Annotated in this window: 12 protein-coding genes; 2 read left to right on the top strand and 10 right to left on the bottom strand. The window is 40.2% G+C overall.

The window, feature by feature from the left end:
* The first annotated feature begins 15 nt into the window (after positions 1–15).
* Together HORE_RS01030 and HORE_RS01025 are read left to right on the top strand one after the other, a co-directional pair.
* Positions 16–726 (top strand): AzlC family ABC transporter permease, encoded by a 711-nt coding sequence (locus HORE_RS01030; RefSeq protein WP_012635143.1) that lies wholly within the window; start codon positions 16–18, stop codon positions 724–726.
* Positions 719–1,021 (top strand): AzlD domain-containing protein, encoded by a 303-nt coding sequence (locus HORE_RS01025; protein ID WP_012635142.1) that lies wholly within the window; start codon positions 719–721, stop codon positions 1,019–1,021. The genes HORE_RS01030 and HORE_RS01025 overlap by 8 nt, the downstream gene beginning before the upstream one ends.
* 281 nt (positions 1,022–1,302) lie before the next feature.
* Here HORE_RS01025 and HORE_RS01020 read toward each other — a convergent pair whose 3' ends face one another.
* The 10 genes from HORE_RS01020 to HORE_RS12830 form a co-directional block, all read right to left on the bottom strand.
* The gene (locus tag HORE_RS01020; protein WP_012635141.1) at positions 1,303–3,303 is read right to left on the bottom strand and encodes an NADH-dependent [FeFe] hydrogenase, group A6; all 2,001 of its coding nucleotides are present in this window, start codon (positions 3,301–3,303) and stop codon (positions 1,303–1,305) included.
* On the bottom strand, positions 3,304–5,178 hold the full coding sequence (gene nuoF / locus HORE_RS01015; RefSeq protein ID WP_012635140.1) for an NADH-quinone oxidoreductase subunit NuoF: 1,875 nt from the start codon (positions 5,176–5,178) through the stop codon (positions 3,304–3,306). It abuts the gene before it with no gap.
* Positions 5,165–5,668: an NADH-quinone oxidoreductase subunit NuoE gene (nuoE, locus tag HORE_RS01010; protein WP_012635139.1), complete on the bottom strand. Its 504-nt coding sequence runs from the start codon at positions 5,666–5,668 to the stop codon at positions 5,165–5,167. Before nuoE ends, nuoF begins: the two co-directional genes overlap by 14 nt.
* Positions 5,669–5,679: 11 nt before the next feature.
* On the bottom strand, positions 5,680–6,855 hold the full coding sequence (locus tag HORE_RS01005; protein ID WP_012635138.1) for a PP2C family protein-serine/threonine phosphatase: 1,176 nt from the start codon (positions 6,853–6,855) through the stop codon (positions 5,680–5,682).
* Entirely contained in the window at positions 6,845–8,599 is a 1,755-nt protein-coding gene (locus HORE_RS01000) for a [Fe-Fe] hydrogenase large subunit C-terminal domain-containing protein (protein WP_012635137.1), read from the bottom strand. The genes HORE_RS01005 and HORE_RS01000 overlap by 11 nt, the downstream gene beginning before the upstream one ends.
* 424 nt (positions 8,600–9,023) lie before the next feature.
* The gene (locus HORE_RS00995) at positions 9,024–10,181 is read right to left on the bottom strand and encodes an amidohydrolase (RefSeq protein ID WP_012635136.1); all 1,158 of its coding nucleotides are present in this window, start codon (positions 10,179–10,181) and stop codon (positions 9,024–9,026) included.
* Between the two features lie 176 nt (positions 10,182–10,357).
* Positions 10,358–11,362, bottom strand: a complete 1,005-nt coding sequence (locus tag HORE_RS00990; protein WP_012635135.1) for an asparaginase — start codon at positions 11,360–11,362, stop codon at positions 10,358–10,360.
* A 242-nt stretch (positions 11,363–11,604) separates the two neighbouring features.
* Entirely contained in the window at positions 11,605–11,955 is a 351-nt protein-coding gene (locus HORE_RS00985) for a type II toxin-antitoxin system PemK/MazF family toxin (RefSeq protein WP_012635134.1), read from the bottom strand.
* A 1-nt stretch (position 11,956) separates the two neighbouring features.
* Positions 11,957–12,232, bottom strand: a complete 276-nt coding sequence (locus tag HORE_RS00980; protein ID WP_012635133.1) for a CopG family ribbon-helix-helix protein — start codon at positions 12,230–12,232, stop codon at positions 11,957–11,959.
* Between the two features lie 287 nt (positions 12,233–12,519).
* Positions 12,520–12,675 (bottom strand): hypothetical protein, encoded by a 156-nt coding sequence (locus HORE_RS12830; protein WP_012635132.1) that lies wholly within the window; start codon positions 12,673–12,675, stop codon positions 12,520–12,522.
* Positions 12,676–12,706: the final 31 nt, after the last annotated feature.

Below are 12,706 nucleotides of genomic sequence, written 5' to 3'. Positions count from 1 at the left end.
AAGGGAGTGGAGTCAATGAGAAGCCGGGATGATTTTCTCTCAGGAATGAAAAAAGCTTTACCGGTCGCCTTTGGATATATCCCGATAGCCATTACCTATGGAATTCTGGCAGAAAATACAGGAATACCTGCCTATATTACAGTTTTGATGTCTGTTGTGGTTTTTGCCGGAGCCAGCCAGTTTGTCGCCTTAAATTTAATTGCCCTGGGGCTCGGCAGCTGGGAAATTATTTCTACTACATTTGTTGTTAATTTCCGTCATTTTCTCATGTCAGCTTCCCTCTCTCAGAAAATAATTAGAAAAATTTCTGGTAAACTGATTCCCATTATTTCTTTTGGGGTTACTGATGAGAGTTTCTCGATTTTATCAATGGTATCAACAAAAAAACTTAATAGTTACTTTATACTCGGAGTTAATACCCTCGGATACCTGGCCTGGGTTGGAGGTAGTTTTGCCGGGGTCTATCTGGGAAGGGGACTTCCGGAAGCACTACAAAATAGTATGGGAATTGCCCTCTATGCTATGTTTATTGGTCTTTTAATCCCCAATATAAAAAAATCCCGTGCTGCCCTGGGAATATCCCTGATGGCCCTGGTAACAAACAGTTTCCTGTACTGGTCACCTTTCAGGGTTTTATCCACAGGATGGAAAATCATAATCACAACTGTAGTTGTCAGTGCTACCGGGGCTTTCTTATTTCCGGAGGAGGTAATCACTAATGAATGATAATCTATTATTTATAGTTACCGGTATGGCCGTAGTCACCTATCTACCGAGACTAATCCCCATGTTATTTTTTCATCAGCTTGATTTACCCCCGTTCCTGCAAAGATTTTTAAGGTTTATTCCTTATGCAGTATTAACTTCACTCATTTTCCCGGGGATACTTTTTTCTACCGGCAATCCTGTATCTGCTCTGGCAGGGGGACTTGTTGCTGTAATTCTTGCTCTTTATGAAGTTAACCTGTTTCTTGTGGTTATTGGTAGTATTTGTGGTGTCTTTTTGACAGGCCTTTTTTAATCAATCAATAACTCAATGTTATAAATACCTGTACCCTTTAACACATTAAATTTTAAGACCTCAACCCTATAAAAAATTACACTCTAATTTAAATAAATAATAATAAAAATAAAACGGCCTCAGCCCATTGGATTCAGGGCTTTGGCCGTTTGAGTGTTTTATTAGAAACTGCTTAATTTGAGTTTATTCAATTTAACTGGTTTATTCAATATACTCCCATTCTAGTACCATTTTTTATCTAATAACCTACCCCTGGGGAGTATATCAAAAGGGATATTTCTTTATTTTAAAGCAGGCTTTAAGTGTTTTAAAATATCATCAACACTTTCAACCTTACTTAAAAGCTGATTGCCTACTTTAACAGAAGGCGCGTTTTTACAGTTTTCAAAACAGAAAGTTGCTTCTATATCTACCTTATCACTTAACCCCTCTTCTTCAACCCTTTCTATAAGACCCTGTAAGAGGTCGTAGGAACCATGAAGATAACAGCAGGTTCCTACACAGACCTGAACCGGTACAACCTCCTCACTACTTTCACTTGTGTTTAATTCAATTCCTTTAGTATTGATCCTCTGCTTTTCTTCATAGGAGGTGTGTAAGTGTTTATGGGTTACATCACTATTCTCTTCACCAAACCAGCGGCGGTAAAAGTCGTTGACCATGGGGTTTTCCTGGGATTTGTGAAGGGCTGATAACTTATCACAGTTGTACATACCCTGCGCCCTCTTTTCTCTGACCTCTGTGTTATTAGGAGTAGGCTGTCCTCCACCGCCAATACAACCGCCAGGACAGGCCATAACTTCAATCAGGTCATATTCTTTTTCACCTTTTTTAATCGCCTTAATAAGATCACCGACATTACTCAGACCGTGGACAACCGCCAGTCTTACAGTTTTACCATCCAGTTCTACTTCTGCTTCTTTTATTCCATCAAAGCCCCTTACTTCCTTAAATTCTACATCATCAAGGTTATCTCCGGTTATCTTTTCATAGGCATTTCTAAGAACAGCCTCTGAAACCCCACCGGTAACACCGAAAATAACACCGGCCCCGGTAGAAAATCCTAAAGGCATATCGAGGGATTCTATCCCCAGTTCAGAGAAAACCAGGCCAGACTTTTTAATCATGCTTGCTACTTCCTGGGTGGTTATAACTACGTCAACATCAGGTACCCCATCTGTTATAAATTCAGGACGCTGAGCTTCAAATTTTTTGGCTGTACAGGGCATTATGGAAACAACAACCATATCTTCCGGATCAATACCGAGATCCTGACTATAGAACCTCTTGGCTACAGAACCGAACATTTGCTGTGGTGACTTACAGCTGGACAGGTTATCCAGGAAGTCCTGGGCATACTCTTCAGCATATTTAACCCAGGCCGGACAGCAGGAAGTAAACTGTGGCAATTTCTTACCTTCTTTAAATCTCTCAATAAATTCAGCCGTTTCTTCCATAACTGTCAGGTCAGCTGCAAAGCTGGTATCAAAGACTTTATCAAACCCAAGCCTTTTGAGGGCAGCAACCAGCTGTCCCATCTGGATTTCTCCAGGTTCCATGCCAAATTCTTCACCGATAGCTACCCTGACAGCAGGCGCAATCTGGACAACTACGGTTTTCGCGGGATCATTAATTGCTTCCCAGACCCGACTAATATCTGATTTTATTGTCAAAGCTCCGGTCGGACATACGGCAACACACTGACCACAGGCCACACAGTCAACCTCAATCAGGTCTTTATTAAAAGCTGGAGCCACTATAGATTTGGAACCACGGTTGGCAAAATCCAGTACCCCGATGCCCTGAATTTCCTGACAGGTCCGGACACAGTCCCCACACAGTATACACTTATTGGGATTGCGTACAATTGAAGGACTACTGTTATCAACCGGTAGTACTTCTTCCCTGGTACCAAACCTTACCTCATCTATGCCAAACCTCTGGGCCAGGTCCTGAAGCTTACAATTCCCATTCCGGGAACAGGTAGTACAATCCCGATCATGGTTAGCCAGTAGTAATTCCAGAGCCATCTTTCTTATCCGTTGTACCCTGGGAGAATGGGTTTTTATATTCATCCCCGGTTGGGGTGCCGTTGAACAGGTTGCAATAATCCCCATATTCTCCTCTTCAACAAGACACATCCTACAGGCTCCATAAACACTTAATTCAGAATGGTAACAAAAGGTTGGTAGCTCAATCCCCTGTTTTCTTATCAGCTCAAGCAGATTCTTCTCACCATTTATCGCAACAGTTTTTCCGTTTATTACTAAAGTATCAGACATTTATCCCACCTCCACAGCGTTAAATTTACAGGCCTCATAACAGGCACCACACTTAATACATTTATCCTGATCAATTACAAAGGGCTCTTTAACCTTACCACTGATTGCATCAACAGGACACTTACGGGCACATAGACTACAACCCTTACATAAGTCAGGATTAATCTTATAGGATTTCAGGGCCTCACAGACACCGGCCGGACATTTCTTGTCCTTAACATGGGCTTCATATTCATCCCGGAAGTATTTCAGGGTTGTTAAAACCGGGTTCGGAGCAGTTTTACCAAGCCCGCAGAGGGACCCGTCTTTAACAGCTAAAGCCAGTTCTTCCAGTAAATCCAGGTCTTCCATGGTACCTTTACCTTCAACAATTCTCTCCAATATCTTTAACATCTGTTTAGTCCCTTCACGACAGAGAACACATTTTCCACAGGATTCGTTCTGGGTAAACTCCATAAAGAAACGGGCCACTTCTACCATACAGGTATTTTCATCCATGACAACAAGACCACCGGATCCAATCATGGCGCCTACTTCCTGCAGGGAGTCAAAATCCATGGGCATATCCAGGTGCTCTTCAGTCAGACACCCTCCGGAAGGACCACCGATCTGAACTGCTTTAAACTTATTATTATTCTTAATACCTCCACCGATATCATAGACCAGTTCCCTCAGGGTCATACCCATGGGTACTTCAATCAAGCCGGTATTGGCAACATCACCGGTAATAGCAAAGGTTTTGGTTCCCGGACTATTTTCAGTACCCAGGCTGGTAAACCAGTCAGCACCTTTAAGAATAATCTGGGGAACATTGGCCAGGGTTTCCACATTATTGATGGTTGTAGGTTTACCCCATAACCCTGACTGGGCAGGGAACGGTGGTTTCGGATTGGGCATACCCCTCTTACCTTCAATAGAAGCCATCAGGGCAGTCTCTTCACCACAGACAAAAGCCCCGGCCCCTTCTTTTATCATAAGATCAAAGTCGAAGCCACTTCCCAGGATATCTTCACCGAGTAAACCTTGATCATAAGCATCATTAATGGCTTTTCTCAAACGTTTAACAGCCAGAGGGTATTCAGCCCTGACATAAATATAACCTTTGGTGGCTCCAGTGGCATAACCAGCAATAGTAATACCTTCAATAACCCGGTGAGGATCACCTTCCATAATACTTCTGTCCATAAAGGCTCCGGGGTCACCTTCGTCACCATTTACAATTACATACTTCTGATCAGCCTTTTCCCGATAAGCAAACTCCCACTTCTTGCCGGTAGGAAAGCCACCTCCACCACGGCCACGGAGGCCCGACTCGGTAACTTCTTTACATACTTCTTCTGGACTCATTTCCAGTAAGGCCTTACTCAGAGCCTTATACCCACCATGGGCCAGATAATCATCAAGGTCTTCCGGATCTATATTACCACAGTTACTTAAAGCAATCCGGTTCTGGTTTGCATAAAATGGTATTTCTTTTTCATTAGAATAAGCCTCACCATCAGGGCTTTTATAAATTAATTTATCTACTAATTTCCCGGCTTTAATAGTATCATTAATGATCTCATCAACATCATCCTGGCTTACTTTAGTAAATAAAATACCAAGGGGTTCAATTTTTACCAGTGGACCTTTTTCACAAAATCCATGACATCCACTGGTTTTTACTGTAACATTGCTCTCCTTTTCTTCAAGCAATCCTACTTTAACCGGTAAACTTAAATTCTCCACTTTCTTTTTGAGTTCATCAAAGATTTCAAGGGAACCTCCGGCCACACATCCGGTTCCGGCACAGACAAGAATCCTTAACCCTTCTTCCTGCAGCTTATCTTTAGCTTTTTTAATTGCCTCTTCTAAATCAGTCTTACTCTTGATCATCTGTATCCCTCCCCATAAGTTCATCTATAATTACCTCAATGGCTTCAGGAGTCATTTTTCCATAAACCTTACCATTTATTGTCACTACAGGGGCCAGACCACAGGCACCCAGACAGGATACTGTTTCCACAGTAAACATCAGGTCATCAGTGGTAAACTTACCATCTTCCAGGTTGAGCTTTTTCCTGATAGCATTTAATACCGGTAGTGACCCGCTAACATGACAGGCAGTACCATCACAGACATTAATTACATATTTTCCTTTGGGATCAAGGGAAAACTGGGCATAAAAGGTTGCTACACCATAAACTGTTGCCGGAGAAAGGTCCATTACAGTAGCAATATAGGTTAATATTTCCTCCGGTAAGTATCTGTACTCCTTCTGAACTTCCTGCAAGATCGGTATAAGTTTGCTCTGATCCTTACCATGCTTTTCAATAATTTCATTTACCCGGGTGAAATTATGCCGGGCTGCTTCTTTATCGGCCATTATTATCCCTCCTAAAAATATTTGATATTAACCCTTTTCCCCTGCCTCTGCAGAATAGAGGCAATTTTATTTATTAGATGTTCTTTTACACCTGTTGCCAGTGGTAAGTCCGGATTCTGGTAAGCAGGATTTATAGCTCTGCCCACCAGAAAAGTAATTACATCTGATTCCCGCAAAGTTTCAACAAAAGTATAGAGAGTTTTATTAATACCATAATTACCTTTTGGTAATTTTTCCTCACCTGACAGGACGCTATAGACCCTCTGGAGAGTTAACACTCCTTCAGTAACCAGGTCTATGCCCTCTATTGTCCCACCGGGTGGAATTTGACCCACTTTAGACATATTTTTACTTTTTTCGTCTAATTCAACCTTAATATTTTTACCCAGTTCCCGGGCCACCAGTTTGCTGGTGGTTCCCCCACAGACAATCTTCTTACCTTCTTCTTTCATTAACAGCTCGGTTACTTCTTTGTCCTTACTTCTGTCTTTTGGCGGCCCAACCAGGATGGTTACACTCTGAGAAGGTCTGACTCTTATAGCAGCAATGGTAGTGTCATCTCCTGGTTTGTTATCATAAAAATTATTACAGGCTTCTGCCAGCCAGTCCGCCAGTTCTTCCATACTTATCCCCTCCCGCCTTCTTATAATCTTATGAATATATCTGGCTACCTCTTTACGGGGCCATCCAAGTTTAAGTTTGGCTCCAATCCCGGCATGAATTACGCCGTCACTGAAAAGAACAAGGATATCACCATATTGTAGTTTAAAGATACTCTTTTTAACCTTATGATTTTTGAACTCTTCTTTTACACCTTCAATCTCTATTAACCTGTTATCCCTGAAAATCAGGGCTCCGGGGTTATCAAATTCAATAAGGGTTGCTATGGAATTTATTTTATCTATTTCTACAATAGTAAAAGTCGCATAACTTATATTCCTTACCTGGCAGATGGGAAGGGTTTTACCGATTGTATCAATTACATCTGATAAACCCATTCCCTCCTTAACCATGGTTATAATTATTTTACTGGTCAGGGTAGCCAGAATATTGGCTTTAACTCCACTCCCCAGGCCATCTGACAGGGCCATCAGAAACCGCCGGTCATCGTGATAAACTTCTACCTTATCACCACAGAGCTCTTCATTAAACTTTTTAAGCTGGCGAATTCCCTTTTCAACCATCATTTTTTTCTTCCTCCCCACTGATAATATCAATCAGTCGGGACAGGGTTACCTTGGTTTCGGCTGTAGTTTCACCTAAAAGCCCGGCAATCTCCTGGGCTACCCTCATCTGTTTATCTATAACTTTCCGAGCATTTAACAGGGTTTCCTGTTTCAGATCCTTAAGGTCTTTTCTCTGTTTTTCCATCTCTGTTATATCACTGAAAATACCTACAATTAAGTCCTCATCTTCAATTGGAAAGATAAGCTCTTCAAAAACCCTGTCACCATGCTTAATTTTCCCTTCTTTCTGGATTTGGGTTTCCATAACTTCAGCAAAATGAGATATATCTGTAAGCAATTCATCCAGAGTTTTTCCGATAAGGTTAACTCCTTCCCGGTTAAACATTTCAAGGATTGTCGGATTTACCTCCTGAATGGTAAATGTAGAATCGATAACGACAACACCATTGGGAACTGACTCCAGAAACTTGTTGGCCAGTGATTCAGCCCGCTGGCGCATATAGGGTAAGCACATCTCTAATTCTGCCCAGCCATAATATACGGCCCGGGCTTTTTCACGACAGGTATTATATCCACAGGCACCACAATTTAATTCATCTTGTTCTGTATATTTCCCGGTTTTAGCAAGTATTTTTTTAATATCCTCTTCATCTGGTTCTTCAGGATCATTAGTTTTATTATCAAGGTTAAGATTCATAAAAGTTAATTTCACATTTTGTTCCAGATTCTGTTCTCCAACTATTTTTTTTCTCTCTTGCTGTTCTATCCTCTCCAGTAATTTCTGGCGCCTTTCCCACAGACTGGCTGAATCCGGAAAAAAAGCCCCGGCCAGACAGCCACCTTCACAGGCCATTGCTTCAATCAATTCCAGGTTCTGAACCTTTTCAAAGGATGAAAACAGCTCTTGAAGTTTCTCTATGCCAGTAACTGTTAAAAATTTATTATCAATTTCAGTTACTTTAAGGCCTGCTGTTTTATAAAAACCACCGGAGGCAGGAAAAAAAGCTCCCTTTTCAGTGGCAAGTTCCGGGGTAATATCTTGCTTTACTTCTACCTCATTTCCCTCTGATTTTATAAGTTCCTGTATTTCAGTAAAGGTTAAAACAGCATCAATATACCCGGCCCTGGTGGCTTCCTCTTTTTTGGCCGCACAGGGTCCAACAAATACTACTTTCCTTTCAGGGGCCTGTTCCTTTAGATATTTTCCATGGGCCATCATCGGTGACAGAACCGGGGCCAAATGTTCCTTAAGATGTGGGTAATAATAATCTATTAGCTTAACAACCCCTGGACATGAACTTGTTATAACAGGTTTCTTAACTCTAAAAATACCTTTTTCCCTTAATATATTTTTATTTTTCTCATCCATGGTTAATAATTCTTGATGAGCCCGGGCAACATAATCCGCCCAGATAGCGGTCTCTTCCACCTTTTTAAACCCCAGGGAATAAAGTGTATTCACCAAATTTTGAGGAGATTTATTCCGGTAAGCAACCAGATAAGAAGGAGCCAGACTTACTATTATCTCTTCTCCCTTTTCCAGCCAGTCTTTAACAACAGGCCAGTCCTGTCTAACTTCTTTTGCTTTCTGGGGGCAAATCTCAACACAGCCACCATCACCCAGGCACCGTTCACCTATGATTGATGCATGCCCATCCTTAATCTTGATAGCCTTAACCGGGCAAAAACGTACACACTTATAACAGTCCTGACAGTCCGTCTCCTTAATTTTTAAAACTGTCATTGAAAGGTCCCCTTTAATTTCAGAATTTAATAATTCTTCATAAAAAGTGAATCAATTCACAAAATATCAAAAAATATTCAATTCATTCATGGTTAATACATGCCTATATCGGTAAGAACGGACCTCATATAATTCAAGATTACAGTTAAATATCCCGGGGTTATTACCTGGGTAATCCATTTAATTAGCAGGGGCAATTTATTCTATCACTAAAATATTCTTTATTATAAATATACTGTAAAATATATATAAGATATATATTTTAATATCTTCCAGTTATTTATTTGTCACATGATATAATAAACTTATTTTTTCATCAGATTAAATACATTTTTCCTATAACATTATATGATAAATAATTCACAATTTCAAGTTATGTTATAGTCCATATTCAAAAATATTTTGCTAAACTACTATTTATCTTTTATTTTAAATCCATTACCCTGTCTCCGTTGATAAAGACCATTTCTACCTTACTCATAATATCAAGGGGATCCCTGTCAAAAACAACCAAATCAGCATCTTTACCAGGCTCAAGACTACCAACTCTATCATCTATCCCCAGTATTTCAGCAGGATTTATAGTAATAGCTTTAAGGGCCTCTTCCCTATTCATACCTGACTTCACGGCCAGGGCAGCATAAACAGTCAAATTTTCTACCGGTATAACGGGATGATCACTCATTAAAGCTACTTTAACCCCAGCTTTGCTTAATATACCGGGAGTCTCAAAAGTTCGATTCTTTAACTCTACTTTGGTCTTTCCTGTCAGGGTTGGCCCCACAATTGCAGGAACACCGGACCGGACAATTTCCTCTGCTATTTTATGACCTTCGGTACAGTGCTCCAGAGTGACCTTAATATTAAATTCCCGGGCAATACGCAAAATAGTCATTATATCATCAGCCCGGTGGGCATGGGCCTTTAAAGGTATTTCCCCCTTTATTACCCTGGCCAGACTTTCCATCTTTAGATTACGTTTAAAGGCCTTATTTTTGCTGATTTTCTCTTCTTTAGATTTAAGATAATCCTGGGCTTCCATAAAGGCCTCCCTCATTAAAGCTGCCACCGCCATCCTGGTACTGGGAGATTTTTTCTGGTTATGATAAACCCTCTTGGGATTCTCACCAAAGGCTGCTTTTATCCCAACCGGGTTTTTTATAATCATTTCATCCACTGTTTTACCCATGGTTTTTACCGCAACACTCTCACCGCCAAGAACATTAGCACTCCCGGGGCCGGTCATAACCGTGGTTACCCCGTTTTTGCGCGCTGTGGCAAAACCATCATCTTCCGGGTTTATAGCATCTATGGCCCTGAGGTGTGGAGTGATGGGATCAGTCATTTCATTATAATCCCGGCCTTCCCAGCCGAGCCCGTCTTCACCAATACCCAGGTGGGTATGGGCATCTATTAACCCCGGCATTACCACCTTACCACTAACATCGATTACCTCTACATCTGCTGGCGGCTTGCGGTAGGGACCAACTTCCCTGATCTTCCCTTTATCAATAATAACAAGACCTTCTTCATATCTTTTCCCGGCCATTGTCAGGACCTTACCTTTAACGAGTGCTAGCATAAATTTCCTCCCCCTTCTTACATTTTATTTATCATTCATATATATATTTTTATAAAAACTAATTCAATAAAAATGTAAATTTACATAACTTACATAAACTCCCGTTTCACACCCTTTCATTTTTAACAGAGGTAAAACCAATCATATATTTTTTAAAATTTTTTAGTACGTAAATATTATGCTTTATTAAGGGTGAATACAGGTTTTATAAAACCTACTTTTTCTTTCCTGTTATTCTTAACAGCTGGTTTATGGTATTTTCTCATTTTAGCTATCTCTTCCGGGGTAAGTAAATTTAACTGCTTCAATAAATTAATTACAACCGGTGGAATACCCCTGCTATTACCATCTTCTATTTTTACCGCAACACCAGGCCCCCCAAATACACCTATACAGAATACACCCTCAGCTCCTGACTTAGCCACCAGCTTATCACCGGCCACTGTTAATAAATCAGTGTTAAACCTCTCACTCCCCCCGACCATTTCAGGATAAGAGGTCATACTCTCTACTATATGCCTGGCAGCTTTGCGGTACTTTGAAGGAAGATACTCAGGGTTAGCAAGGCGAGCATAGGCATATGCCATATTTTTGAGGGGCAAACCAAAAACTACAACACCACACCCATCCACACCTAGCTCTATGTCCGATTCCGGCACACCGGTTATATCTGATATCACTTCCAGCAACAAACGCTGCAGGGGATGATCCTGGTTCAGATAATCATCTATACTCCAGCCATAAAACTGACAGAGGGTTAATAACCCGGCATGTTTTCCAGAACAATTATTATGGAGAGGACTAACTTTCCCGCCTTTCATCCATATATTTCTGGCAGTTTCTTTATGAACAGGGGGATGTACCCCACACTTTAAAGCTGATTCATCGAGTCCAATTTTATTAAGAATACCTTTAACCGTCTCTACATGTAAATTTTCACCACTATGGGAAGCTGCCATAATGGCTATCTCTTCAGGGGTTAACCCGTATTTTTCTGCAGCCCCCGAAAAAATAACAGGCAGGGCCTGAATTGGTTTCGCAGCTGACCGCCAGTAAGTGACCTTATCTCTACTTCCACTGTAATAAGTAATTCTTTCATCCGTAGTCACAACTACAATGTCACCCCGATGGATACTTTCAACAAGTTTACCCCGGTATACCTCTGCAATTTTGGTAGGCAATTTTATCCCCTCTTTCTTTATATATAGAGATCGGTTGAACAAATTGGCCTTCAGCCATAATCATTTATAATTTTGTGGATATTAAAAAAATGACTTATACAACTCACTCTGAGAGAAAAGATTAACAGGAAGATTAACATTAAGTTAAACCTGTGCTTATATACTTCTAAATCAGTTCCTCCAAATCCTCCTTAAGATAAAACAAATAAAAAAAGATCCCCTGGTCTAATTCCAAAGGACCCTTAAAGTTCTATTAATCCCAGGCTAATTTCAATAGCCTCATCAACCTTTTCGATTATACCATTATCCAGGTGGGTTACATGGCGCTGGAGCCGTTTTTTATCTATGGTTCTTATCTGCTCTAAAAGAATAACCGAATCTTTCTCAAGGTTACTTTCACTTGCAGCGATTTCCACATGAGTGGGTAATTTAGCCTTATTTATTTTTGAAGTAATAGCAGCAACAATTACTGTCGGGCTATACTTATTACCGATATCATTCTGAATGATAAGAACCGGCCTCACACCACCCTGCTCTGACCCCACTACCGGGTTTAAGTCAGCATAAAAAACATCTCCTCTGGTAACATTCACATTATTCACACTCCGCTAGACTTTTTTCATAAAAATTGATGGTAAGGGCATCGTAAGTAATCCCCTCATCAGCCAGTTCCCGGTTAATATCACTCATCTCCATATATCCAGTTCTCATTTGCTCCCGGATTTCCTGACGCTTTTTCTCATGGAGGTAAAGTTTCATAGCTTCCCGGATAAACTCACTGCGGTTACCACTGCCTTTTTGAACAAATCCATCTACTTCTTTTAATAGGCTGGTTGGTAAACTGACCATTACCCGCTTCAAATTACCCAAAAAAAACACCCCCAAAAAATATCTGCCCGTTACCTTATAATATTATTATATAGAATTGTATAGAAAATTGTCAATAATAACTCAGCATTAGATATATAATAATATTCTCCAATTAAAGGTTTTGTATTCATAATTATATATAAATGTATATATAGTAAATAGTTATAAAATTATTACCTATACACACTTTACCTGATTATTAATATAATATACTATATATAATAATTTTACTCTTTTATTAATAAATTTCCTGATAATTTATTAATCCTAAAAAAAAAGATGAGACTTTATCCATCAGTCTCATCGGCTTCCCTGGAGATTAAACCGTCTTCAGCTAACTCTTTATTTAAGGCGGCCATTTTCTTGTATCCTTCAATCATTTTTTTGGCTATTTCTTTTCTTTGCTCTTCAGTTAGTTCCTTGTCCCTCTTCTTTTTAAACATAGACTCACCTCTTGAGTAGCTTATATCATAC

The sequence above is a fragment of the Halothermothrix orenii H 168 genome, assembly GCF_000020485.1.
Classification (GTDB): Bacteria; Bacillota; Halanaerobiia; order Halanaerobiales; family Halothermotrichaceae; genus Halothermothrix; species Halothermothrix orenii.
This window is presented reverse-complemented; position numbering and strand designations above follow the sequence as displayed.

Bases quoted from the DNA above. Each gene is read 5' to 3' on its own strand.
- HORE_RS01030 (WP_012635143.1), top strand. From the start codon at position 16: ATGAGAAGCCGGGATGATTTTCTCTCAGGAATGAAAAAAGCTTTACCG.
- HORE_RS01025 (WP_012635142.1), top strand. From the start codon at position 719: ATGAATGATAATCTATTATTTATAGTTACCGGTATGGCCGTAGTCACC.
- HORE_RS01020 (WP_012635141.1), bottom strand. From the start codon at position 3,303: ATGTCTGATACTTTAGTAATAAACGGAAAAACTGTTGCGATAAATGGT.
- nuoF (WP_012635140.1), bottom strand. From the start codon at position 5,178: ATGATCAAGAGTAAGACTGATTTAGAAGAGGCAATTAAAAAAGCTAAA.
- nuoE (WP_012635139.1), bottom strand. From the start codon at position 5,668: ATGGCCGATAAAGAAGCAGCCCGGCATAATTTCACCCGGGTAAATGAA.
- HORE_RS01005 (WP_012635138.1), bottom strand. From the start codon at position 6,855: ATGATGGTTGAAAAGGGAATTCGCCAGCTTAAAAAGTTTAATGAAGAG.
- HORE_RS01000 (WP_012635137.1), bottom strand. From the start codon at position 8,599: ATGACAGTTTTAAAAATTAAGGAGACGGACTGTCAGGACTGTTATAAG.
- HORE_RS00995 (WP_012635136.1), bottom strand. From the start codon at position 10,181: ATGCTAGCACTCGTTAAAGGTAAGGTCCTGACAATGGCCGGGAAAAGA.
- HORE_RS12830 (WP_012635132.1), bottom strand. From the start codon at position 12,675: ATGTTTAAAAAGAAGAGGGACAAGGAACTAACTGAAGAGCAAAGAAAA.